The sequence below is a fragment of the Mesorhizobium sp. P160187 genome (genome assembly GCF_057766425.1).
This window is the reverse complement of sequence record NZ_JBYMDX010000004.1, coordinates 1,219,335-1,243,510: the sequence shown is the minus strand read 5'-3', so window position 1 is coordinate 1,243,510 and position 24,176 is coordinate 1,219,335. Positions and strand designations below refer to the sequence as shown.

Annotated in this window: 22 protein-coding genes and 1 other RNA gene; 17 read left to right on the top strand and 6 right to left on the bottom strand. The window is 63.3% G+C overall.

Features of this window, described 5'->3' with window-relative positions; genetic code table 11:
- Positions 1–118: 118 nt before the first annotated feature.
- Positions 119–1,018, top strand: a complete 900-nt coding sequence (locus tag AC3CCE_RS23065) for a LysR family transcriptional regulator (RefSeq protein ID WP_352626763.1) — start codon at positions 119–121, stop codon at positions 1,016–1,018.
- A 25-nt stretch (positions 1,019–1,043) separates the two neighbouring features.
- Here AC3CCE_RS23065 and AC3CCE_RS23060 read toward each other — a convergent pair whose 3' ends face one another.
- Positions 1,044–2,273: a lytic murein transglycosylase gene (locus tag AC3CCE_RS23060; protein ID WP_488377202.1), complete on the bottom strand. Its 1,230-nt coding sequence runs from the start codon at positions 2,271–2,273 to the stop codon at positions 1,044–1,046.
- 32 nt (positions 2,274–2,305) lie between these two features.
- On the bottom strand, positions 2,306–3,103 hold the full coding sequence (locus AC3CCE_RS23055) for a glycoside hydrolase family 25 protein (protein ID WP_023668254.1): 798 nt from the start codon (positions 3,101–3,103) through the stop codon (positions 2,306–2,308).
- A gap of 284 nt (positions 3,104–3,387) precedes the next feature.
- On the opposite strand from AC3CCE_RS23055, the gene AC3CCE_RS23050 reads away from it, so the two are divergent.
- Positions 3,388–4,644 (top strand): serine hydrolase domain-containing protein, encoded by a 1,257-nt coding sequence (locus AC3CCE_RS23050; RefSeq protein WP_488377201.1) that lies wholly within the window; start codon positions 3,388–3,390, stop codon positions 4,642–4,644.
- Positions 4,631–4,768 carry a hypothetical protein gene (locus tag AC3CCE_RS23045; protein ID WP_488377200.1) on the top strand — a complete coding sequence of 46 codons (138 nt, stop codon included), beginning with the start codon at positions 4,631–4,633 and terminating at the stop codon, positions 4,766–4,768. Before AC3CCE_RS23050 ends, AC3CCE_RS23045 begins: the two co-directional genes overlap by 14 nt.
- A gap of 6 nt (positions 4,769–4,774) precedes the next feature.
- Here the strand turns inward: AC3CCE_RS23045 and AC3CCE_RS23040 are convergent, their stop codons facing one another.
- Genes AC3CCE_RS23040 through AC3CCE_RS23030 form a run of 3 tightly spaced genes read right to left on the bottom strand, consistent with a single transcriptional unit; the run spans position 4,775 to position 10,822 of the window.
- Positions 4,775–5,539: a class I SAM-dependent methyltransferase gene (locus tag AC3CCE_RS23040; RefSeq protein ID WP_352626759.1), complete on the bottom strand. Its 765-nt coding sequence runs from the start codon at positions 5,537–5,539 to the stop codon at positions 4,775–4,777.
- Entirely contained in the window at positions 5,536–6,834 is a 1,299-nt protein-coding gene (locus AC3CCE_RS23035; RefSeq protein WP_352626757.1) for a BtaA family protein, read from the bottom strand. The genes AC3CCE_RS23040 and AC3CCE_RS23035 overlap by 4 nt, the downstream gene beginning before the upstream one ends.
- A gap of 31 nt (positions 6,835–6,865) precedes the next feature.
- Positions 6,866–10,822, bottom strand: coding sequence for a hydantoinase B/oxoprolinase family protein (locus tag AC3CCE_RS23030; RefSeq protein ID WP_352626755.1), 3,957 nt, complete (start codon positions 10,820–10,822; stop codon positions 6,866–6,868).
- 177 nt (positions 10,823–10,999) lie between these two features.
- Here AC3CCE_RS23030 and AC3CCE_RS23025 point away from each other — a divergent pair, with 177 nt between their 5' ends.
- From AC3CCE_RS23025 to AC3CCE_RS22995, 7 genes are all read left to right on the top strand, one after another.
- Positions 11,000–11,197, top strand: a complete 198-nt coding sequence (locus tag AC3CCE_RS23025; protein ID WP_023668260.1) for a hypothetical protein — start codon at positions 11,000–11,002, stop codon at positions 11,195–11,197.
- A 209-nt stretch (positions 11,198–11,406) separates the two neighbouring features.
- Positions 11,407–12,126, top strand: a complete 720-nt coding sequence (locus AC3CCE_RS23020) for a J domain-containing protein (RefSeq protein WP_023744594.1) — start codon at positions 11,407–11,409, stop codon at positions 12,124–12,126.
- Complete coding sequence (locus AC3CCE_RS23015) at positions 12,123–12,890, top strand: N-acetylmuramoyl-L-alanine amidase (protein WP_023753535.1); 768 nt, start codon at positions 12,123–12,125, stop codon at positions 12,888–12,890. Before AC3CCE_RS23020 ends, AC3CCE_RS23015 begins: the two co-directional genes overlap by 4 nt.
- Before the next feature lie 184 nt (positions 12,891–13,074).
- Complete coding sequence (locus tag AC3CCE_RS23010; protein WP_023744596.1) at positions 13,075–13,779, top strand: lytic transglycosylase domain-containing protein; 705 nt, start codon at positions 13,075–13,077, stop codon at positions 13,777–13,779.
- Between the two features lie 51 nt (positions 13,780–13,830).
- Positions 13,831–14,228, top strand: an RNA gene (gene rnpB / locus AC3CCE_RS23005) — RNase P RNA component class A.
- A gap of 179 nt (positions 14,229–14,407) precedes the next feature.
- Positions 14,408–14,692: a type II toxin-antitoxin system ParD family antitoxin gene (locus AC3CCE_RS23000; RefSeq protein WP_023668264.1), complete on the top strand. Its 285-nt coding sequence runs from the start codon at positions 14,408–14,410 to the stop codon at positions 14,690–14,692.
- On the top strand, positions 14,689–14,982 hold the full coding sequence (locus tag AC3CCE_RS22995) for a type II toxin-antitoxin system RelE/ParE family toxin (RefSeq protein ID WP_023668265.1): 294 nt from the start codon (positions 14,689–14,691) through the stop codon (positions 14,980–14,982). Before AC3CCE_RS23000 ends, AC3CCE_RS22995 begins: the two co-directional genes overlap by 4 nt.
- A gap of 8 nt (positions 14,983–14,990) precedes the next feature.
- Here AC3CCE_RS22995 and AC3CCE_RS22990 read toward each other — a convergent pair whose 3' ends face one another.
- The gene (locus AC3CCE_RS22990; RefSeq protein WP_352626752.1) at positions 14,991–16,106 is read right to left on the bottom strand and encodes a cystathionine gamma-lyase; all 1,116 of its coding nucleotides are present in this window, start codon (positions 16,104–16,106) and stop codon (positions 14,991–14,993) included.
- Between the two features lie 402 nt (positions 16,107–16,508).
- Here AC3CCE_RS22990 and mraZ point away from each other — a divergent pair, with 402 nt between their 5' ends.
- Genes mraZ through mraY form a run of 7 tightly spaced genes read left to right on the top strand, consistent with a single transcriptional unit; the run spans position 16,509 to position 24,171 of the window.
- Entirely contained in the window at positions 16,509–16,982 is a 474-nt protein-coding gene (gene mraZ, locus AC3CCE_RS22985) for a division/cell wall cluster transcriptional repressor MraZ (RefSeq protein WP_023682144.1), read from the top strand.
- A complete protein-coding gene (gene rsmH, locus AC3CCE_RS22980) occupies positions 16,979–17,995 on the top strand; it encodes a 16S rRNA (cytosine(1402)-N(4))-methyltransferase RsmH (protein ID WP_023714771.1) in 1,017 nt (338 codons plus the stop codon). Before mraZ ends, rsmH begins: the two co-directional genes overlap by 4 nt.
- Before the next feature lie 4 nt (positions 17,996–17,999).
- Entirely contained in the window at positions 18,000–18,392 is a 393-nt protein-coding gene (gene ftsL / locus AC3CCE_RS22975) for a cell division protein FtsL (RefSeq protein ID WP_023682142.1), read from the top strand.
- 14 nt (positions 18,393–18,406) lie between these two features.
- On the top strand, positions 18,407–20,131 hold the full coding sequence (locus AC3CCE_RS22970; RefSeq protein WP_023741698.1) for a peptidoglycan D,D-transpeptidase FtsI family protein: 1,725 nt from the start codon (positions 18,407–18,409) through the stop codon (positions 20,129–20,131).
- A gap of 54 nt (positions 20,132–20,185) precedes the next feature.
- Positions 20,186–21,640 carry a UDP-N-acetylmuramoyl-L-alanyl-D-glutamate--2,6-diaminopimelate ligase gene (locus AC3CCE_RS22965; protein WP_352513477.1) on the top strand — a complete coding sequence of 485 codons (1,455 nt, stop codon included), beginning with the start codon at positions 20,186–20,188 and terminating at the stop codon, positions 21,638–21,640.
- Positions 21,637–23,070, top strand: a complete 1,434-nt coding sequence (locus AC3CCE_RS22960) for a UDP-N-acetylmuramoylalanyl-D-glutamyl-2,6-diaminopimelate--D-alanyl-D-alanine ligase (RefSeq protein ID WP_352513478.1) — start codon at positions 21,637–21,639, stop codon at positions 23,068–23,070. Before AC3CCE_RS22965 ends, AC3CCE_RS22960 begins: the two co-directional genes overlap by 4 nt.
- 18 nt (positions 23,071–23,088) lie before the next feature.
- Complete coding sequence (gene mraY, locus AC3CCE_RS22955) at positions 23,089–24,171, top strand: phospho-N-acetylmuramoyl-pentapeptide-transferase (RefSeq protein WP_023668273.1); 1,083 nt, start codon at positions 23,089–23,091, stop codon at positions 24,169–24,171.
- The last annotated feature ends 5 nt before the right edge of the window (positions 24,172–24,176 follow it).

Here is a 24,176-nt window from a genome sequence, read left to right as displayed (position 1 = left end):
CAATCATTCAGGCCCGTGCCGGTTTCATCTGACGGGTCCGCTAGTCGAGAAATAGGGCCCTGCAACTGATCAGATAATGGCCTATTATCTGACTAGCTTGTTAATCTAGGGATACACAATGCGCGGTTCTGAATTCACCGAGTTCAAGGCATTCGCCGCAATCGTGGAAGAGCGTAGTTTCGTCCGCGCCGCCGCCCGGCTGCGTGTTTCCCCGCCGGCGCTCAGCCAGTCGATCCGGCAACTGGAGGCTCGCATCGGCGTCAGGTTGCTGAATCGGACGACGCGTAGTGTTTCACCCACTGGTGCTGGCGAGACGCTGTTTGCGCGCCTTGCCGTTGCGTTCGAAGAGCTGGAGGGCGCCGTAGCGGACATTCATGCCGCGCGTGATCGGCCGGCGGGTTCGCTACGAATAAACGTGCCGCGTGTTGCCGCGGTGCGGTTCATCGGCCCGATCCTTGGCGACTTCCAACGCGCCTATCCTGATATCGCGCTGACCGTCATCGTCGACGATACGCTGACCGACATTGTTCGAGGACGGTTCGATGCCGGAATCAGGCTTGGCGAGCGGCTGGAGAAGGCCATGGTGGCAGTGAAACTGAGCGGGGATTTGCAGATGGCGGCGGTGGCCGCTCCCGTCTATCTCGAAAATCGGGCCATACCGCGCCATCCGCAGGAGTTGCATCAGCACCAATGCATAACATTCCAGTGGCCTGGTGGCGGCAACCTCTATCGATGGGAGTTCGCGCGCGGCAAACGGTCTCTGGAAATCGCCGTCGAGGGCAGCCTGACTGTTAACGACACCGAGCTGATGCTGAACGCGGCGCTGGGTGGAGCAGGCGTTGCCTACATGATCGACTATCAGGTCCAGTCGTGGATCGATGCGGGCAGGCTGATGAGATTTCTAGAGCCCTGGTCGCCCAGCTTTCCAGGCTTCTTCCTGTATCACCCGAGTTCGAGGCACGTCCCCCCGGCTTTGCGGGCATTTATCGACTTTGTCCGGGCAAGGAGTAGGGAATAAGGAACCCAGCTTGGGCAGATTCTACTCACAGTTTCCCCAAAAGCTCCGGCGTCGGCCAGCCGTCTACCGGCATGCCGAGCCGCATCTGTTCCTTGCGGATGGCTTCGCGGGTGTTGGTGCCCAGAATGCCGTCGACGGTGCCGACGTCATAGCCCCTGGCTTCGAGCTTGGTCTGCAATTCCTTCATCTGATCGCCATTGAGACCGGTTTCGGGATTGCGCGGGTCGAACTGCTTTGCCCCGGCCAGCCGGCTGGCGAAGTTGGCGGCGGTCAGCGCGTAGGTGAAGGACTGGTTCCATTCGAGATAGACGTCGAAATTGTCGTAGGCTAGGAAGGCCGGACCTTTGCGGCCCATCGGCAGCGCCAGGCCGGCCTTCAGGCCATTGTCGATCAGCGGCGTGCCATCGGGGTTGGTGACGCCCCAGGCGGCCCATTGCGACAGCGGCAGCTTGTTGGTGCGGCCGGTCTGCTCCCAGGGCATGTCCTCGGGCACGCGCACTTCCTCGATCCAGGGCTGGTCGCGTTTCCAGCCGCGCGACAGCACCTTGTTGGCCGTGGTCATGATTACGTCGGGTACGCTGCGCCTGAGGTCGACGATGCCGTCGCCGTCGCCGTCGACGCCGCGCGCCAGATAATCGGAAGGCAGGATCTGCGTCTGGCCGATCTCGCCGGCCCAGGCGCCGGTGACGTCGGCCGGAACGACACCGCGATCGATCAGCGTCAACAGCGGCACCAGTTGCGGCCGAAACAGCTGCGGCCGGCGGCAGTCATGCGACAGCGTCACCAAGGCGCTCAGCGTGTGGAAATCGCCCTGGACGGCGCCGAAATCGGTCTCCAGCCCCCAGAAGGCGGTGATGATCGGCGCCTGGACACCGAACTGCTGGTCGGCGCGCGCGAAGACTTCGGCGTATTTCTTCAGATTGGCCGCGCCCTGCTTCAGCCGGTAGGCCGAGATCATGCGGTTGGAGAACTGGATGAAGGTCTGGGCGAAGACGCCCTGGGCGCGATCGCGCGCCAGCACCTTGTCGTCGATGGTGGCGGCTTCCAGCGCGTCAAGGCCGACAGCGCCGACACCGGCCGCCCTGGCTTCCGCCGCCACGCCTTGCTTCCAGGTTTCGAAGTCGCCGCCGCATTCCTGCGCCCCCGCCGGCATCGCCGTAGCGCCGAGCAGCAGGCCCGCGAGCAGCCCGGAGCGCAATCGGCTCCTCGATCGTTTCCGGCGTGGATATCCCAGTGGTTGCAGGTAGGTGCGCATGGGACGTCGAAAAGCAGGCGGCAGAGCCGGTGTCAACGGGTGTTCTGCCGCAGCCACTTTTTCCAGGCTGCCTCAGTGCCGTTGAAGACGTTGATATCGGACTTGCCGGTCATGCCGGGAACGATACCGGTTCCGGTGTATTGCCAGAAGGTGAAAGGGTGGCTGCCGTACTTTTGGCGGGGGTGGCCGGCCACCGAGCGCAGCCAGTAGGGATAGCCGCGGAACGTCGAAAGGTCGTTATCGTCGAAGAAGTCGACCGAGGTGTAGATGATCGGCTTCTTGCCATAGTGCCGCTCGATCATCTCGAGAAAGGTGGTCATTTCGGCCCGCACCGTCGCCGAATCCGGGCGCAGCCGGCAGGTCGGCGATTGCGGGTTCCACTCCATGTCGAGCACCGGCGGCATGGCCGAGCGGTCGACGGGCACGTTCTGGATGAACCAGCGCGCCTGGGTGGCGGCAGGCGTGCAGAAATAGAAGAAATGGTAGGCCGCGCGCGGAATGCCATTGGCCTTGGTGCGCGACCAATGCTCGTTGAAATACTCGTCGAAACGGTCGCCGCCCTCGGTCGCCTTGATGAAGGCGAAGGAGATGCCGCTGGCCTTGGCCGTCGGCCAGTCGACCGAGGTCTGGTATTTGGAGACGTCGGTGCCGTGAACGGCATAGTTCCAAGGCGCGCCGCTATCCCATTCATGCGGCTTGGAGTCTTCGAAACGCGGTGCGCGCACGGCAACCGTCGGGCTGCTGGATGGCGACATCGAGGGCACGAGATCGCCGGCGGTCGAGCAGGCGGCCAGCAGCGTCAACGTGATGAGGGCCGCGAAACGGCGCATCGCATTTCCCGAGCCGGAATCAGCCGGTCGCTGTTGGGTTGTCGTTGCAGGTGCCCCTCAGGCGATCGCCCCACAGCATCGCCTGATACGCTATTTTCGTGCATGTCGTTGTTCCAAAACCGCTGCGCACTTTTGGGCGACATGCACCAGTGATCGCCGATCATGGTTGATAACAGGTTGACGGCGCTCGACAAGAACACCGATTTTGCGGAAGCAATGGCGGCAAATCGATGACATAAAATCGGGCCGCAAGCCACGGGCAGCGGAAAAGCAGGGACGGAAAGATGCGGATCGCCGTGAAGATCATCAAATGGCTGCTCGGCCTGGTCGTGTTGGCCATAGCCGCCCTGTTTGCCTGGCTCTACGTCGCGCCGCCCGACCTGATCCGCGTCGGTTCCGGCTATTCCGCCAAGATTGTCTGCTCGAATGTTTTTATCGCCGGCCGTGATCCCAATGAGGTGCTTGCCATCGACGTGCAGGCGCCCGGCCATCCGCTGCTCAGGCTGATGAAGGTGTCGGTCGACAAGAACAGGGGGACCGTCTCGGCCGGGCTGCTTGGCTTCCTCGGCAAGAGCGTTGCCGTTGCGCGCGCCGGCCTGGGTTGCGCCTCGGTTCCTGATGGCGACGTCGGCAAGGCACGGCGCACGTCAATCCCTGCCGAGGCGTCGGCGGCCACCAAGGGCGATCTGTGGCCCGGGGGAGATCGAGTCGACGCCTCGCAAAATCCCGAAATCAACAAGATCCTCGACGGTGCGGCGATGACCGGCATCGGCATGCGCGCCGTGGTGGTGGTCAAAAATGGCCGCATTGTTGCCGAGCGTTATGGCGACGGCTTTTCGGCGAAAACGCCGCTGCTCGGCTGGTCGATGACCAAGACAGTCAACGCCGCGCTCGTCGGCACGCTGGTCAAGGACGGCAAGATGGCGGTGACCAATCAGGGCCTGTTCGGCTCATGGAAGGCGGACGGCCGCGCCGCCATCAGCCTTGCCGATATGATGGCGATGTCGAGCGGACTCGAGTTCAACGAGGATTATGGCGACGTTGCCGATGTGACGCGCATGCTCTACCTCGAACCGGATATGGCGGGCTTCGCCGAGGCCAAGCCGCTGACCGGCGACGTCGGCAAGGTCTTTTCCTATTCGAGCGGCACGGCGGTGATGCTGTCGCGGCTGTGGCAGGATGCTATCGGCGACAAGGACAAGGCGCTGATGTGGCCAAGGGCAGCGCTGTTCGGGCCGCTCGGCATGCAAAGCGCGGTGCTCGAAACCGACGAGGAGGGTACCTTTGTCGGCTCATCCTACCTCTATGCCACGGGGCATGACTGGGCGCGGTTCGGCCAATTCCTGCTGCAGGGCGGGGTTCTGGAACGGCAACCAGATCCTGCCGGCCGGTTTCGTCGACTGGATGCGCGAACCGGCACCGGCCTCGAAAGTCTACGGCAAGGGGCAACTTTGGATCGAAGCCCCGGGGGACGAAGGAAATCCCGGCGCCGGCGTCGCCGCCGGCCTGCCCAACGATACCTACTGGATGGAGGGCCATGACGGCCAGACGGTCGCCATCATCCCGTCGGAGCAACTGGTGGTGGTGCGGCTGGGGTTGACGCCGGCCAAGCTCGGCTACCGGCCGCAGGTGATGGTCGGCGCGCTGATGAAGGCACTGCGCTAGCTCCCTTTACCCTCCCCTTGATGGGGAGGGTCGGCGCGTAGCGCCGGGGCGGGGTGCCTGGCCACCCGCGCCTTCGGCGCGGCCTCCCCCATCGAGGGGGAGGTAAGAGTGCGCGATCTTGACGACCGCCAGCCAGGCATAGCCGCGATAAAGCGCGCGGAAACAGAAGCTTGCGCCGGTTCGCCGAGATTCCGATTCCAAGACTTCGCGCAATGATTCACGTGGCGTGACATGGAATTTCTTGAGCCAGCCGCGCAGCAATGTCCGGAACCAGTTGGGCAAGCCTTCCTGCTGGCCGAAATCGACGACATGCAGCGAGCCGCCGGGTGCGAGTGCCGCAAGGGCTGCTGAAACCGTCTTTTCCCAGCCGGGGATCATCGACAGCGAATAGGACACGAAGATGCGGTCGAAGCGCTCGATGCCGAACAGCGTCTTGGCGTCGAAATCGGTGGCGTCGCCGCGCGCCAGCACGACGCGGCCGGACAGGCCGTCGCGGCCGATCGCCTTGCCGGCGGTCTCCAGCATCTCAGCCGAGATGTCGAGGCCGTAGAGGCGGGCGTCGGGATAGCGGCGGGCGGCAAGCGCGATGTTGCGGCCGGTGCCGCAGCCAAGTTCGAGCACTCTGCCATTCGCCGGCACATCCAGCCGGGATATCATCTGGTCGCGGCCGAGCAGGTAATATTTGCGGGTCAGGTCGTAGATGTGGCGCTGCCAGCGGTAGACGCCGTCCATCAGTTCGGCATGGTCGGCCGGCAGCTCGCTCGCGCTCATGCCGCGCGCTTCACATAGAGGTGGAAGCCGCCATAGATGGCCGAGCGGTCGCGGGCCGAACAGTCGCGCGAGGCCTCGTCCTCGTAGGTCCACTGGTCGAGCAGCGAGATCGAGACGCGGCCCGGCAGCAGGCTGGGCTCGGCGGCGGTACGGAAGATGACTCGGGCGCCGACCGAGGCGGTGCGGGTGATCTCCGACCAAAGGGCATTGAGCTGGTCGTTCGTCATCCAGTCCTGCGCGTCGAGCAGGACGAAACGGTCGACGGTGCCTGCGTCCTTGCCGGCCAGAAATTCGATCAGATTGGCGTGGTGGATGCCGACGCGATCGACATTGTTGCGGATCGCCTTGTAGTTGGCCTCTTCTAGATAGGCGGGCAGGGCGGCCTCACCCGGATTGGGATAGCGACGGGCGAAGGCTTGCCAAGCGAAGTAGTTGTTCTTCAGCGGAAAATCGCAAGCGAGCTTTTCCAGCCGGGCCTTCAGCACGCTGGCCATCGAACCATCGCCCGAGGTGATCAGCGAATCGTACTGCGCCGGCGGAATGCCGAGGCCGAACAGCGAAGCCTTGCGCGAGGTAGCCCAGCGCAACAGCTTCTTGTCGAAGACCGGCGCCAGCTCTTCGTTGAAGAAGCGGCGCTGGTCGGCGAGGCTCTTCGACGCCATGAGACCGGCGGGATCGACGCCGAAGAATTTGGCGATGCGGTGGCCCATGGCGATGAACAGGCCGAGCAGGCCGGTCTGGTAGAAATTGCGGTCGAAGACGGTGATGCGCTGGCGGCCGCGCCAGCTGCGACGCTCCCAATAGTGGCGGCTGACCGGGTCGAGATGCGGCGCGATGAAGCGGTCATAGGCTTGCGAATTGTGGTTGGTGTCGGCGGCGCCGAAGAAACGGAACAGATCGCCCTGCGAGGGCAGATGCCGCACCGCCTCCAGCTTCATCCGGTTCAAGGCGATGTGGGCGGCGTTGAGGTCGACCGCATCGACGCGTTCAGGCGAGCGGGTGAGGTAGGCGAGGATGTTGCAGCCGCCCGACGCTATGGTGACGACGCGGTGGCCCTGGCCAAGCTGCATGGCCTCCATGTCGACTTCAGGGTCTTCCCAGATCTGCGGATAGACGAGACCGGAGAACAAGAGGGCGAACAGCCGCTCCGAGATGCCGGCCTTCGACAGCGGGCGGTTCTGGAAGACGGCTTTTCCAACTTCCTTGCCGCGGCGAAAAACGAGATCCGAGGAGACGTCCGTCATGGCAAAGTGATTCCCCATTTGCTTTGCCGCAAGCGGGTAACTCAGGGGCATGACAGGCGGGTGACAGGCTGTTGACGCGAGTTCAGGCCTTGCCAAATCCCCCCGGTGTCGGCGTTGTCAGGATGACGGCGTCGCCGGCGTCGAGCACGGTCTGGTCGCAGGCCTTCAGCGTCTCGACGCTGCCATCCTTGCGGCGGACCTTGGTCGAGCCGACCTCGCCGTCACCGCCGCCGTCGAGGCCTTGCGGCGGGCGGTTGCGGTGCGAGGACAGGATGGCGCATTCCATCTTTTCGAGGAAACGGATGGTGCGCCTGGTGCCGTCACCGGCATCCCATTTGCCTTTGCCGCCGGAGCCTTCGCGAATGTGAAAATCCTCGAGCAGCACGGGAAAGCGCAATTCCAGCACCTCCGGGTCGGTCAGGCGCGAATTGGTCATGTGGGTGTGGACGCCGGATGTCCCGGCAAAGCCGCGGCCGGAGTTCATCCGGCCTGCCGGCGAACCGGAGCAGATGGTCTCGTAATACTGGTACTGCTTGTTGCCGAAGGTCAGGTTGTTCATCGTGCCTTGCGCGTTGGCCATGGCACCCATGGCGCCGAACAGGGCGTTTGTGACATGCTGCGAGGTCTCGACATTGCCGGCGACGACGGCGGCGGGGTAGGCGGGCTTCAGCATCGAGCCGTCGGGGATGATGATGTTGATCGGCCGCAGGCAGCCGGCATTCATCGGGATCATGTCCTCGACCATGACACGGAAGGCATAGAGCACGGCTGCGCGGGCGACGGGCTCGGGCGCATTGAAATTGTTCTTCTCGACCTTCGACGTTCCGGTGAAGTCCACGGTCGCCTCGCGCTTTTGCCGATCGACGGTAATCTTCACCTTGATCACCTGGCCGGTGTCGGTCGGGTATTCGTACTCGGAACTATCTGGCAGCCGCTCCAGCACGCGGCGCACGCTTTCGGCGGCGTTGTCCTGGACATGGCCCATATAGGCTTCGACGACGTCGAGGCCGAAATGGGCGACCATCTTGCGCAATTCCGCCACGCCCTTTTCATTCGCGGCGATCTGCGCCTTGAGGTCGGCGATGTTCTGGTGTGGGTTGCGGGCAGGATAGGCGTGGTCGGTGAGCAGCGTTTGCAACTCCGCCTCGCGGAATTTTCCACGATCGACAACGCGGAAATTGTCGAACAGCACGCCTTCCTCGTCGACCGTGGTGGCAAGCGGCGTCATCGAGCCGGGGGCAGTGCCGCCGATATCGGCATGATGGCCGCGTGAGGCTACGTAGAAGATTTCCTCCCCCCTTGAAGGGGAGGTGGCGGCGGAGCCGCCGGAGGGGGGCGCTGCGGCAGTGCTCGACGCCCTTGCGGTGCCTTCTGAGAGGACCCCACCCGGCCGCTGCGCGGCCACCCTCCCCTCAAGGGGGAGGGAAAACACCGGCGTCACCACGGTGATATCAGGCAAATGCGTGCCGCCATTGTAGGGGGCGTTTAGCGCAAAGACGTCGCCGGGATGGATGTCGCCGGAGTTCAGCCGGATGATGGTTTCGACCGAGCGGTCCATGGAGCCGAGATGCACCGGCATGTGCGGCGCGTTGGCGACCAGCGCTCCATGACGGTCGAAGACGGCGCAGGAAAAGTCCAGCCTTTCCTTGATGTTGACGGAATAGGCGGTGTTCTGCAGCGTGACGCCCATCTGCTCGGCGATCGACATGAAGAGGTTGTTGAAGACCTCCAGCATCACCGGATCGGCTTCGGTACCGAGGGCAGCCGTGCGAACTTTCCGTTCCGTGCGGCGAATGACGACGTGATTGAGGTTGGTGATTTCGGCCTGCCAGCCCGGCTCGACGACGATGGTCTGGTTCGGCTCGATGATCAAAGCGGGGCCTGGGACCAGATTGGATGGGCGCAGGTTTTCGCGGCGATGGATGCCGGCCTCATGCCAGCGGCCCTCGGTGTAGATGCGCCGCGTTCCCGACGCACCCGCTTCAACCATTGCCGGTCCGGCGGGCGCAACGGCTTCGGCCGTGGTCTCGACGATCTCGGCGCCTTCCACGCCAACGGTCTCGACGATCATCGGCTTGTCGTCATAGACGAAACCGAACTGCGCCTTGTGGGCCAATTCGAAATCGCGCCTGGCCTGGAAGATAGAGTCCTGTTCGAAATTCACCGGCAGCGTGGTGTCGGTGCCGTCATAGCGGATGTGCAGCACCGGCTTTGCCGCAATCTTGTCCTGCGCAATGCCTTGCGCTGCCAATTCGGCGATGACGGCTTTTTTCAACGTGCCGATGAGGCTGCCGATCTCGGTCCTGGATTCTTCGGCAAGCGGCTTCAGGAGTGCCTGCTGGCGCGACGCGAAAACCGACGACAGGCCGATACCATAGGCTGAGAGCAGACCGGAGAAGGGGTGGATCAGTACCGCCTCCATGCCGAGCGCGTCGGCAACCAGGCAGGCATGCTGGCCGCCAGCGCCGCCAAAACAGTTCAAGAGATATTCGGTGACATCGTAGCCGCGCTGCACGGAGATCTTCTTGATAGCATTGGCCATGTTTTCCACCGCGATGGTAACGAACCCTTCGGCGACGGCTTCCGGCGTGCGGCCATCGCCGATTTCGGCGGCGAGCGCCGCGATTTTTTTATGCACGGCGGCGACGTCCAGCGGCTGGTCCTGGCCTGGGCCGAAAATTGCCGGGAAGAAATCGGGCTGCAGCTTGCCCAGCATGACATTGGCGTCGGTGACGGCAAGCGGGCCGCCGCGCCGGTAGGCGGCGGGGCCGGGATTGGCGCCGGCGGAATCCGGCCCGGCGCGGAAGCGGCCGGCTTCGTAATGCAGGATCGAGCCGCCGCCGGCAGCGACGGTATGGATGCGCATCATCGGCGCACGGATGCGCACGCCGGCAACCTCGGTGTCGAAGGCGCGCTCATACTCGCCGTCAAAATGGGCGACATCGGTGGAGGTGCCGCCCATGTCGAAGCCGATGACTTTCTCGAAACCGGCGAGTTTCGCCGTTTCGACCATGCCGACGACACCGCCGGCCGGGCCGGACAGCAGCGCGTCCTTGCCCTGAAACATGTCGGCGGCGGTGAGCCCGCCCGACGACATCATGAACATCAGGCGAGGGTTCTCCCTCCCCCTCGAGGGGAGGGTGGCGGCGAAGCCGCCGGGTGGGGTCGCCGCGGCAGTGCTCGACGCTTTGGTGGTGCCTCCTGAGAGAACCCCCCCTGTCGGCTTTGCCGACTGCCCTTCGCTATGGCTCCGGGCGTTCGTCGCTGAAAAAGCCAAATCGTCGGCTTTTTCTCGGCCTTTGGCCGACCGCTCCTCACCCTCCACAAGTGGGGAGATTGGCATCGCGCCCAGTTCTCCCGCCACCCTTTGCACATAGCGCGACAGGATCGGCGACAGATAGGCATCGACCACGGTAGTGTCGCCGCGGCCGACCAGCTTGATCAGCGGCGAGACCTCATGGCTGACCGAGACTTGGCTGAACCCGATCTTGCGGCAGACTTTCGCCACCGCCTTCTCGTGGTCGGGATATTTCCAGGCATGCATGAAGACGATGGCCACCGCATCGATGCCGTCGGCCTTCGCCTGTTCGATGGCGGGCCGGCAGGCGGCGATGTCGAGCAAGCGCTCGACCTCGCCATTGGCGCGCACACGCTCGTCGATCTCGATGACTCGCTCGTAGAGCTGTTCCGGAAGGATGATCTCCTTGGCGAAGATGTCCGGCCGCGCCTGATAGGCGATCTTCAGCGCATCGCGAAAGCCCTTGGTGATGAGCAAAAGCACACGGTCGCCCTTGCGCTCCAGCAGCGCATTCGTGGCAACGGTGGTACCCATCTTGACGTCACCGACCAGGCCCGGAGGAATAGCGGTGCCGGATTTCAGCCCCAGAAGCTCGCGGATGCCGGCTATGGCCGCGTCGGGATAGGCTTCGGGATTTTCCGACAGGAATTTCCTGGGATGCAAACCGCCTTGCGGATCACGTCCGATCACGTCGGTGAAGGTGCCGCCGCGGTCGATCCAAAAATCCCATTTCTTGTCCACGCAGAACTCCGGCATTGCATTTGGGTCCAGACTGTTAGTTCGGCATCGCCCGGCCCGCAATCGGTAGTGCGCGGATGTTACATCAGGAAACGCAACGTTACGAAACTCATGGCCGTTTGATGCATTTTGCCTTCGACCGTTCACCGCAACGTGAGCGTGTGTTGAAGGAGAGATGTCATGAAAAAGCTCATTCTTGCTTCCGTTTCCGCCCTGGCCCTGTTCGGCGTTGCCGCCTGCAGCGACAGCGGTACGGATAACACCACCACCCAGAGCACCAATCCGCCAGCCGCCGAGCCCATGAAGCCGGCGACGCCGGATGCACCGAAGCCTGCAGAACCGGCTCCGGCAACACCTGCTCCTGCCCCCGCGCAGTAGCAGCAGTCTCGGTCACTTTGACGTGACGAGAGAGGAGGCCGGCTTCGCGCCGGCCTTCCTGCGTTTAGGTCGATTCGGGGCTCAAGGGTCTTGAACCGGCTCTTTCCTACGGTTTGGGATCTGGCGCGTCGGTTGCTTGCGTGAATTCGATCCACTCTGCGGCGCTGTCTTGGCTTGATAGCGATGGCCGGCGGCCCTAATAAGCGCTCATGTCGATTTGGGATCGCCTCGGCGACTTCATCAACCGCGTTTCATCTTCAGCCACGTCCGGCGTAGCCGATGTGGTCGAGGCCGTGCGCACGGTTTTCTCCGGTGACGCCGATCTGCGCCGGCGCGTCGCCTTCTCTGTGGCGATGATTGCGCTGTCAGCCAAGATGGCCAAGGCCGATGGCATCGTCACCCAGGACGAGGTTCGCGCGTTCCAGGAAATATTCGAGGTGCCGCGAGAACAGACCCGCAATGTGGCGCGGCTTTACGATCTGGCCAAGCGCGACGTCGCCGGGTTCGAGACCTATGCCGAGAGTATGGCGCAGATGTGCGGCTCGGGCCATTCGAACTGCGTCATGCTGGAAGACATACTCGACGGTCTGTTCCATATCGCCAAGGCGGACGGGCTGGTGCATGAGCGCGAAGGGATTTTCCTGCACCGTATTGCCGAGATTTTCCGCATCGACGAGGTGCACTACGAGGCCATCCTGGCCAGGCACGTCAATCTCGGCGCCGGCGATCCCTATATCGTGCTCGGCATTGAGCGCGGCAAGCCGTTCGAGGAGGTCAGGAAGCGATACCGCAAGCTGGTCTCCGACAATCATCCGGACCGGCTGATCGCGCGCGGCCTGCCGCAGGAATTCATCAAGATTGCAACGACCAGGGTCGCGGCGATCAACGCGGCCTATGAAATGATCGAGCGGGGCCTCAGGCACGCATGAGCGGCTTCCCGCCCGACGAGCCAAGCGCGGAGGTCAGGGTATCGCCGAATTTCGGCCCGCGGCGCGAAACCCTCAGGCCCGACATGATCGTGCTGCACTATACCGGCATGGCGACTGGTGCTGCCGCGGAAGCCTGGTTGTGCGACCCCGCAAGCGAAGTCTCGTCGCACTACCTCGTCCATGAGGACGGTCGCATTATCCAGATGGTGCGCGAAAGCGACCGCGCCTGGCATGCCGGTGCAAGTTCCTGGTTCGGGCGTACCGACATCAACTCCTGTTCGGTCGGCATCGAAATCGTCAATCCCGGCCATTCGCTCGGCTATTCGGCCTTTCCCAAGCGGCAGGTGGAAGCGGTGATCGGGCTTTGCCTTGGTATCATCGAACGCCATTGCATTTCGGCGCAAAGGGTGCTTGCCCATTCCGACATCGCGCCGGGGCGCAAGATCGACCCGGGCGAGAAATTCCCCTGGAAGGCGCTGTTTGCGGCCGGGGTCGGCCATCTCGTGCCTGCGGCGCCGGTCCGGCGCGGCGCGGTGCTGAAAGCCGGCGATACCGGCGCCGAGGTCGAGACACTGCAGTCGATGCTGGCGCTCTATGGCTATGGCGTCGAGATATCAGGTGTCTTCGACCGCCAGACCGAAATCGTCGTCGAAGCTTTTCAACGGCATTTCCGACCGCGCCTGGTGGATGGTGTCGCCGACGGCTCTACGTCTAGCACGCTGCAAAGCCTGCTGACTTCCCTTAGGTCAGTTGCGTCTAAATAATCGTTTCCTGATATTCAAGTTACAGCCTGTCACTGAAAGTGAATTGCCTCGCCTTGTTCGACACAAATTCCGCCCTCAAAGGCAGTTCGTGCAAGTTATCGGACCTCCAGCCCCCCGGATGCTCCGATATTGATTAGGCGTTGCTGCGTGAAGATCTTCGCGCGGCCAAACAGAACGGGACCACATGCAGAAATTGACCGTTGTAACGGCAGCTATTGCTGCCGGCGTAATGACTTTTACCTTCAGCACGGCCGATGCCGCACCACTGAGCCAGAGGGCAGACCAGGGCTTCATCGCCGCACCCGCCAAAGCCACCATGACGAAGGCAAACCCGAAAGCAAAAAGGGCAACCACCGCGAATGTGCGCAAAGCAGCCGTGGTGAAGGCCAGAAAAGCCACGGCCAAGAGGCACTTTAAGCGCAACAGGAAGAGCGTCGACCTGACGACGACCGCATCGATCCGCCCAAGCACCGCTGCGGAGTCGACTGCGGCAGCCGCGCTTGGCGGCCAGTATTCGGCAATCATTGCCCGCTATGCCGCGGCCGAAGGCGTGCCGGTGTCGCTGGCCCAGGCGGTCATCAAGATCGAGAGCAACTACCGGCCGAACATCGTCGGCAGCGCGGGTGAAATCGGCCTGATGCAGATCAAGCCGGCAACGGCGCGGATGATGGGGTATAGCGGCTCCGCCAAGGGTCTGTTCGATCCCGACACCAACATCAAATACGGCATGAAGTACCTTGCCATGGCGCGCAATCTCGGCGGCGGCACCACCTGCGGCACGATCCTGAAATACAATGCCGGCCATGCCGCGACGCGGATGAACCCGGTGTCGGCGGCCTATTGCGGCAAGGTCAAGGTGCAGTTGGCGGCATTGGGATCGCCGGCATAAAGTCTGCTTTTTCATTTGCGTTTTGGAACGTGAACCCCTTTATACGCTGTGCCAGCTGGCCGGGCGGCCGCACCCGCAAAGCCGAAAGGCTGCGGGTGAGGAAAGTCCGGGCTCCATGGAGACACGGTGCCGGTTAATGGCCGGCGGGGGCGACCCCAGGGAAAGTGCCACAGAAAGCAAACCGCCCCGATTTATCGGGGCAAGGGTGAAAGGGTGGGGTAAGAGCCCACCGCGCGACTGGCAACAGGAGCGGCACGGTAAACCCCACCGGGAGCAAGACCGAATAGGGACGGTGCGAGGGGAAACCTTCGAGGGCTGTTTCCGGCTCACCGTCCGGGTAGGTTGCGTGAGGCGCATGGCAACATGCGCCCAAGATGAATGGCCGCCACGTTCTCGCCCCGAAAGGGGCGAGGGCCATACAAAACCCGGCTTACAGGCCAGCTGGCAATTTCTCCCCATATCGCGATTAATCCTTTGGGATCAGCAGTCTGCGCCTTCGGGCGCAGCTGACGATTCAGGTGCTTGAGCGATTGAATCAACTGCACCGGGTGGGTCGAGACAAACGCATTCTTGAAGCTGGTACGATTTAATCGTACCATGATCGTCGTGGTTTGATCAGGAGCACGCCATGGGTCATGTGGACAAACGCAGCATCACGCTTTCGCCGGAACTGGCGGCGGCGGTCGACGATGTCGTGGCCGCCGGCGAATATGCCTCGGCCAGCGAAGTCATCCGTGATGCGCTGCGGCAATGGAAAGACCGCCGCGATCTGCTCGGCTATACGGTCGAGGAACTGCGCAGGCTGGTTCAGGAGGGGATCGACAGCGGACCGGCGGTGGACGGCCAGCCCTTCATGGACCGGCTGCGAGCCAAATATCACAGGATGTCGGAAGCTGCAGGCTCGGAAGAGTGAAATATCGGCTGCTTCCTCAGGCGATATCAGATGTCGAAGGCATCGGTGACTACATTGCGGAACATAGCCCAAAGGGAGCCATGCGCCTTGTGGACGCTTTGGAGAGGCGCTGGACACTGCTCACCTTGCACCCGTTCTCAGGTGCGCCGCGCGATGATATCGCGCCCGGCATTCGTCATCTGATCGTCGGCGAATATGTCACTCTGTATCGCATGGGCGAAGACGCGATCGAGATCGTCCGCGTTTTGCACGGCAGGCGCGATATTGGCGCCGACGACTTGGTGACCTAACCGCCAGCTCAGATGCCGATCTTGTCCAGCGATGCCTCGATCGCCTGCCAGAGTTCTTCCACCGGCTCGCAGCCCACCGACAGGCGCACGAAGCCGGGCGGAACCGAATCTCCTCGCTTGGCCCGCCGCTCGGCGGAGGTGTGGACACCCCCGAACGACGTTGCCGCCTGCATCAGCGTGCAGTTGTTGATGAAATCCTCGGCCTTTTCCTGGGAGAGGAGTTCGAAGGACATGAGGAAGCCGAAGCGCTCCATCTGCGCCCGGGCGAGGTTGTGCGACGGGTCGCCCTCCAGCCCGGGGTAGCGCAAGCCGCTAACGGCGCGATGGTTTTTCAGGCGCTTCGCGATCACCTCGGCAGAAGAACACATGCGGTCGAAGCGTACCTCCAGCGTCTCCAGGCCGCGATGCACCAGCCAAGCCTCGAACGGGCCGGGAATGCCGCCCGCGGTCTCGCGCCAGCCGGTGACGGCCGCGATAATATCTGGATTGCGGCTGGCGACATGGCCGAACAGTACGTCGGAATGCCCGTTGGCCGCCTTGGTGTCGGCAGCAACGACAATGTCGGCGCCGAGATCGAGCGGACGCTGGCCGAACGGCGTCATCGTGGTGTTGTCGACGACGACGATCGCGCCCGCTTGGTGCGCGGCCTCGGTGACGGCTGTGATGTCGCAAATGTCCAATCGCGGATTCGACGGGGTTTCAACGTAGACAAGGCGGTAGCCATCAGAGCCGCCATCGAGAAAGGTCGATGTCGGCCGCAGATCATAGGCGACGCCGAAGGGCTTGAGGAAACGGTCGGCCAGCGCGCGTGTGGCATGGTAGCCGTCCGAAGGCAAAAGCACGCGATCGCCGGATTTCAACAGGCCGAAAAACACCGCCGAGATTGCCGCCATTCCGGATGGGAAGCCGACGCATGGCGCGTCTTCCAGATGCGCCAGCATGTGCTCGACCGCATCCCAGGTGGCGTTGCTGTAACGGCCGTACTGACTGTAGCCGGCGCCGTCGCCCGGGTTGTGGAAAATAGCGGCCATGGTCAGCGGCAATGGGATGGGGTCGCCTTTGACAAGTCCGTCGCGACGCAGATGGGCAAGGGAGGCCGCGCGAGACCTGGCTGTTTCGGACATGGATTTCTGACCTTGTTGCTCAGCGAAAAGACTGACGACGCTATTCGCGGCAGTGATGCGCGGCAAGCCGCTTCCGCTTGGGCCAGCCCGCTCTAAACGGTTCGTTAGGCTTAATGGGAGATAAAGACGGGAGTGTTGTCAGAGCTGCTCTCACCGGTTGTGGCGCGCGCGTTTGTGAAGCCTGTTCCCGTTGACGCCCATAGTGCCCCATGATATCCCATTTCGATACCAAAGCCTTCGTTCCGCGTCAGGGTAAAGCGTACGCCAATCGGGCAGCCGCGGCGGCTGTGCGTTTGCGGGGTTTTGCCGCTGGGATCGAAGCGGATTTTCGGCAGGGGACGCGCTTCGGCGCGGACGAAAACATGGAGAGGGGTGCGGCGGCGGAAGCGGCTGCAGCGTGTCATGGACCGGTTTCTGTCAAGCGCGGTGAACAGGATCGATGCGAAGGGGCGGGTCTCCGTTCCGGCGCATTTCCGCGCGGTCGTGCAGAAGCGCGGCTATTCCGAACTCTATGCGCTGCGCGGCCTGGACGTGCCTGCGATGGATGTCGGCGGGCTCGATCTGCTCGACCGCTACGAGCAGCGCATCGCGCTGGAAGACCCTTTTTTGCAGACGGCGGACGATATGTCGTTCTTCTGCCATGGCGACGGGACGTTCCTGAAGCTCGATCAGGATGGCCGCATCACGATGAGCGATTTCATCCGCGAGCATACGGGCATCACGAGCGAAGTGGCCTTTGTCGGCCGTGGCAATTTCTTTCAAGTTTGGGAGCCTGGACGGCTGGCCGCCTATGGGGCGCAGGCGCGCGCTCGGCTTTTGCAGCTTCGGCAGGGGACGAAGGCTCACGAGGCCAAGGCTGGGGAGCGGCCGGAATGATGGCGGATCACGGCGATGATCTCAGCGCCGTTGGCGGACCGGTCCGCCACATTCCGGTCCTCCTCGCCGAAGTGCTGGAGGCGCTCTCACCCAAAGCCGGCGATGTGATCGTCGACGGCACGTTTGGCGCCGGCGGCTACACCAAGGCGATCCTGGCGAGCGGCGCCTCGGTGGTGGCGATCGATCGCGATCCCGATGCGATTGCCGCCGGGCGCGGCCTGGAACAGCAATCCGGCGGCAGGCTAAGGCTGGTGCAGGCGCCATTTTCGACGCTGGACGAGCAGGTCGAAAGCGCCGACGGCGTTGTCCTCGACATCGGCATTTCCTCCATGCAGGTCGACCAGCCCGAGCGCGGCTTTTCGTTCCGCACCGACGGGCCGCTCGACATGCGCATGGCGCAGGCGGGCTTGAGTGCTGCCGACGTCGTCAATTCGTTCAAGATAGGCGACCTTGCCCGCATCTTCGGCTTCCTCGGCGAAGAGCGGAATGCCGGCCGCATTGCCCGCATGATCGAGTCACGCCGCGAAAAACGTCCGTTCGAGCGCACGCTCGATCTCGCCGACGCCATCGAAACGCATATCGGCCGCGCGCCGAAGGACAAGATTCATCCGGCCACCCGCGTCTTCCAGGCGCTGCGCATTTTCGTCAATGACGAGCTGGGCGAATTGGCCAAAGCCCTAATGGCATCCGAGCGGGTATTGAAGCCCGGCGGGCGGCTTGCGGTGGTGACGTTCCATTCGCTGGAAGACCGCATCGTCAAGCGCTTCATCGCCGACCGCGCCGACGTCGCCACCGGCTCACGTCATTTGCCCGAGGCGCACGCGCGCACTGCGACCTTCCGCAAGGCTGGTGGCGGCGTGACGGCAGGCGATGCCGAGGTCGCTGCCAATCCGCGGGCGCGCTCGGCCAGGCTGCGTACCGCCATCCGCACCGAGGCGCCGGCGCGCGCCGGTGATCTCACCATTTTCGGCCTTCCAAAGCTTCCCGGCATCCAGGCGCCGCGAGAGAGGTGAATACGTGTTTCGAACCAGCGACATAGTCCTGATCGCCGTCATGGTCTCGGCCGCGGCCCTGACCTACAAGGCCAAGCGCGAGGCCGAGGAACAGCTGGCTTCGGTGCAGAAGATCGAGGCGCAGATCCGCTATGAGGAGGACACGATCGACCTGCTCAAGGCCGACTGGAGCCTGCTGACCCAGCCGTCGCGCCTGCAGAAGCTGGCTGAAATCTACAAATCGCAGCTCGCACTCGAGCCGGTCAATGCGCGGCAGATCGTCGGGCTCGACGACCTGCCGGCAAAACCGCTCAACATCGAGGACCTGTCGTCGCAACGGCTTGGCGGCATGGCCGACAATTCCGGCAAAGGACCAGCCGACAAGGATCCCGTGGTCACCGGAGCCATCGTCCAATGATCGCTGGATTTCCAATGCGCGCCAAACTTCCGTCGGTCGGCAAATTGCTGAAGCGCCGCGCACGGACCGGCGAGGACGGCTCCATCGTGGTCGAAGGCGCTCGCAAGGCGACCGGCGGCAAGGCCAAGACCCGCATCGTGATGACGATGGCGGTGTTCTTCGGCATCTATTCGACCATCGCCGGGCGGCTGGTCTATCTCGGTTTCCAGTCCCCCGACATGTCGAATGGGCCGCAAAGCCGGGTGACGGCGTCGCGTCCCGACATCGTCGACCGCAACGGCGAGGTGCTGGCGACCGACATCAAGACGGCATCGCTGTTTGCCGAGCCGCGCCGCATCGTCGATGCCGACGAGGCGATCGAAAAGCTGTCGACCATTCTGCCAGATATCGACCCCGAGCAGACCTATCACAAGCTGAAGAGCGGCGCCGGCTTCGTCTGGCTGCAGCGGCAGCTGACGCCCAAGCAGCAGGCCGACATCATGCAGCTCGGCATTCCCGGAATCGGCTTTCGCACCGAAAAGCGCCGCTTCTATCCTGCCGGCGTGACCTCGTCCTACATTGTCGGCCTCACCAACATCGACAATCAGGGCATCTCCGGCATGGAGAAGTACATTGACGAGCAGGGCCTGAGCGACCTGCAGGCCTCAGGCTTGGCGATCGCCAAGGATCTGAAGCCGGTTCAGCTGTCGATCGACCTGCGCGTCCAGCATGTGGTGCGCGACGAGATTGCCGCCGGCCTCGAGCGCTATCGCGCCATGGGCGCCGGCGCCGTCGTGCTCAACATCAAGACCGGCGAAGTGGTGGCGATGGCCTCGGTGCCGGATTTCGATCCGAACAATCCCTTCAATGCGCAGGACAAGGACCGCCTGAACCGCATGTCGGCCGGCCTCTACGAGATGGGCTCGACCTTCAAGAGCTTTACCTCGGCCATGGCGCTCGATTCCGGCAAGGCGAACATGAACAGCCGTTTCGACGCCTCGCATCCGATCCGGGTCGGCCATCAGGCCATTCACGATTTCCACGGCAAGAACCGCGTGCTGTCATTGCCGGAGGTGTTCCTTTACTCCTCCAACATCGGATCGGCGCGTGAGGCCGAAATGGTCGGCATCGAGGGGCACCGCGAATTCCTGCATCGCCTTGGCCTTCTGGACAGGATGCAGACCGAACTGCCTGAGGTCGCGCGCCCGACCGAACCGAAGGTCTGGAAACAGGTCAACTCCTTCACCATCGCCTTCGGCCATGGCGTGTCGACGACGCCGCTGCAGGCCGCCGTCGGCTGCGCGGCGCTGATGCAGGGCTATTTGATCCCGCCGACTTTCCTGGTCCGCAGCGAGCAGGATGCCATGTCGGTGGCCAAGAGAGTGGTCAGCGAAAAGACTGTGGAGGGCATGCGCTACCTCTACACGCTCAATGCTGAGAAAGGCTCGGCCAGAAACGCCAGGGCCCCCGGCTACCGCGTTGGCGGCAAGACCGGAACCGCCGAGAAGGTCATCAATGGCCGCTACTCGAAGGAACTGAATTTCAACACCTTCGTCGCTGCCTTCCCGATGGACGATCCGCAATATCTGGTGTTTACGATCGCTGACGCTCCGCACCCGGAAAAGCCCGGGATGACCGACGTCGCCGCCAACAATGCGGGTGTCATGGCCGGAAACATCATCAGGCGGGCAGCCGCCATGCTTGGCGTGAAGCCAGATTTCAGCCATGAAAATGGCGCAACGCTGGTTTCCTATCAGTGATTCTTAGGGCGCGCCGGCAACTGCGCGCTATTTTGTTGAGATAAACGGGGTTCGATGCACCTGAGAGATTTAGCCGGTATCCTGCCTGTCGAGGGAACATCTTCCCGCGATGTGGAGGTAACCGGGATTTCGTCGGATTCCCGCACGGTCAAGACCGGCGTGGTCTTTTTCGCGCTCGCCGGCAGCAAGGCGGATGGTTCGGCCTATGCCGCCGATGCGGCAAAGCGCGGCGCAGCGGCGGTTGTCGTGGGCAAGGCCAGCGCCGTTTCCGGTCTGTCCGTCCCGGTGCTCAGTGTCGACGACGCACGCCTGGCGCTGGCGCTGAGCGCGGCACGTTTCTTCGGCAGCCAGCCGGAGACCATGGTCGCGGTTACCGGCACCGCAGGCAAGACCTCGGTCGCCGCCTTCACCAGGCAGATCTGGGAGCAGGCCGGCTTTGCCGCCGCGTCCATTGGCACCACCGGCGTGGTGGCGCCGGGCCGCAACGACTACGGTTCGCTGACCACGCCCGATCCGGTGGCTTTGCACCAGTTGCTCAAGGAATTGGCGGAGGCCGGCGTCACCCATGCCTCGATGGAAGCCTCCAGCCACGGTCTCGACCAGCGCCGCCTCGATGGCGTCAAGCTCGCCGCCGGCGGTTTCACCAATCTCGGCCGCGACCATATGGACTATCATCCGACGGTCGAGGACTACCATCGCGCCAAATTGCGCCTGTTCGACACGCTGCTGCCGAAAGGCGCGCCGGCGGTCATCTTTGCCGACGATCCGTGGTCGGCGCCGACCATCCAGGCTGCGCAGGCCGCGGGGCTCAATGTGCTGACTGTCGGCCGCCATGGCGATTTCCTGCGCCTGAAGCGGGTCGAGCACGAGCGCCACCGCCAGCGCGCCGAGGTCGAAGCTGACGGCGTGCTCTACGAGATCGACCTGCCGCTCGCCGGCGACTTCCAGATCGCCAACGCCCTGGTTTCGGCCGGACTGGCCATTTCCACTGGAACGCCGGTCGCCAAAGCTTTAATGGCATTGGAGAAACTTCAGGGGGCGCCAGGACGGCTCGACCTGGTCGGCGCCACCGCCAATGGCGCGCCCGTCTATGTCGACTATGCCCACAAGCCGGATGCGCTGGAAAATGTGCTGGCCGCCGTGCGCCCATTCACCACCGGGCGCGTCATCGTCGTGTTCGGCTGCGGCGGCGACCGCGACCGGGGCAAGCGGCCGATCATGGGCGAGATCGCCACGCGGCTGGCCGATGTCGTCATCGTCACCGACGACAATCCGCGCTCGGAAGTGCCGGAAACGATCCGTGCCGCGATCCTGGCAGCCGCACCCGGCGCCATTGAAATCGGCGACCGCCGCAAGGCGATCCACGAAGCGGTCGCCATGCTCAAAGCGGGCGATACGCTGATCGTTGCCGGCAAGGGCCATGAAGAGGGCCAGACCATCGGCGCCGAGACATTTCCGTTCTCCGACCACGAAGAAGTCCGCTCGGCGCTGCGGGAGCGGGCCGCATGAGCGTGCTCTGGACTTCCGAGGCGCTGGTCGACGCCATGGGCGGTCGGCCGCTCGGGCCGATGCCGGAGGGAATTTCGGGGATCTCGATCGACAGCCGCAGCCTGCAGCCGGGCGACGCCTTCTTCGCCATCAAGGGCGAGGCGATGGACGGCCATGACTTCGCGACCGCGGCGATCAAGGCCGGCGCCGGCGTGCTGATCGTTGCCGAGGGCAAGTTGCCGTCGCTTGGGCGGCTGACGGCGCCGATGATCGTCGTGCAGGATGTGCTGGCAGCACTGGAGAAACTCGGTGTTGCCGCCCGCGCCCGGTCCAATGCAAAGATCATCGCGGTGACAGGATCGGCCGGCAAGACCACCACGAAGGAGGCGCTGCGTCATGTGCTGTCGGCCGTCGGCACGGTGCATGCTTCGGCGCAGTCCTTCAACAATCATTGGGGCGTGCCGCTGACGCTGGCGCGCATGCCCGGCGATTGCGACTATGCGGTGTTCGAGATCGGCATGAACCATCCCGGCGAGATCCGGCCGTTAGTCAAGATGGTCCGGCCACATGTGGCCATCGTCACGATGATCGCCGCGGCGCATCTTGGCTTCTTTAGAAATCTCGACGAGATCGCCAAGGCCAAGGCCGAGATTTTTGAAGGCATCGAGCCCGGCGGTGCGGCCTTGCTCAACCGCGACGATGCGCGATGGAAGCTGCTCGACAAGATGGCGCGGGCCGCCGGCGTCGAACATGTCTTTGGCTTCGGTGAGAATGCACGGTCGACCTACAAGCTGACCAAATGCGAGCTGCATGCCGATCATTCCGACATCACCGCCAGGATCGGCGGGCAGGATGTCGTTGCCCGGATCGGCGCGCCCGGCCGCCACATGGTGCAGAATGTGCTCGCCGTTCTTGGCGCGGCGCATCTCGTTGAAGCCGACATCGCAAAGGTGGCGGAAGCGCTGGCCGATCTCTCCGCCGAGCGTGGCCGTGGGAAGCGCCATGTGCTTCGCCATCCCAAGGGACCGATCACACTGATCGACGAGAGCTACAACGCCAATCCGGCCTCGATGGCTGCCGCCATGGCACTGCTCAACGCGACGCCTGTCACGGGCGAGGGCCGGCGCATCGCCGTGCTCGGCGACATGCTCGAACTCGGCGACCATTCGGCCAAGCTGCATGCAGCCCTGGCCGAACTGATCGTCGGGACCGGCACGCACACGGTCTTTCTCGGCGGCCCGGAAATGCGGGCGCTGGCAGACATCCTGCCCGACGAGATCAAAACGGAATACCGCGCCGGCGCCGAGGAATTGAAGCCGCTGCTGTTGTCGACGCTGGAGGCAGGCGACGTGGTGATGATCAAATCGTCGAAAGGCATCGGCTTTTCAAAGCTGGTCGAGGCCTTGCTCGGCAAATATCCGGCGGAAGCCGCAGGCACGAAACAGAACTAGTCCGGGGGACGGAATCGCATGTTTACATTGCTCGTCGATTTTGCGGACAAGGTCTCGGTCTTCAATGTCTTCCGCTACATAACTTTCCGCACCGGCGGTGCGCTGATCACCTCGGCGCTGATCGTCTTCATCTTCGGGCCGACCATCATCAATTCGCTGAGGCTGCGGCAAGGCAAGGGCCAGCCGATCCGTGCCGACGGCCCGCAGACGCATTTCAAGAAGGCCGGCACGCCGACCATGGGCGGGCTGATGATCCTGTGCGGCATCGTCGGCTCGTCGCTTCTATGGGCGAACCTGTCCAGCATCTATGTTTGGGTGGTGCTCTTAGTGACGCTGGGCTTCGGCTCGATCGGCTTTTACGACGACTATCTCAAGGTAACCAAGCAGTCGCATCTCGGCTTTTCCGGCAAGGCGCGGCTGGCGCTGGAATTCGTCATCGCCGGCATTGCCGCCTGGGCGATCATGCATAATGGCCAGGCGCCGTTCTCATCGTCGCTGACTTTCCCCTTCGCCAAGGAATTCATCATCAATCTCGGCTGGTTCTTCGTGCCGTTCTCCTGCTTCGTCATTGTCGGCGCCGGCAATGCGGTGAATTTGACCGATGGCCTCGACGGGCTGGCGATCGTGCCGATCATGATTGCGGCGGCATCCTTCGGCGTTATTGCCTACCTCTCCGGCAATGCGGTGTTCGCCGAATATCTGCAGATTCATTTCGTGCCCGGCACCGGCGAACTGGCTGTCGTGCTTGGCGCCGTCATCGGCGCCGGCCTCGGCTTCCTCTGGTTCAACGCGCCACCGGCAGCGATCTTCATGGGCGACACCGGTTCGCTGGCCATGGGTGGCCTGATCGGTACGGTCGCGGTCGCCACCAAGCACGAAATCGTGCTGGTCATCGTCGGCGGATTGTTCGTCGTGGAAATCCTGTCGGTCATCATCCAGGTCGGCTACTTCAAGATGACCGGCAAGCGCGTCTTCCTGATGGCGCCTATCCATCATCATTTCGAAAAGCTCGGCTGGACCGAAAGCCAGGTGGTGATCCGCTTCTGGATCATCGCCGTCATCCTGGCGCTGGTCGGCCTGTCGACCCTCAAGCTGAGATAGGAACC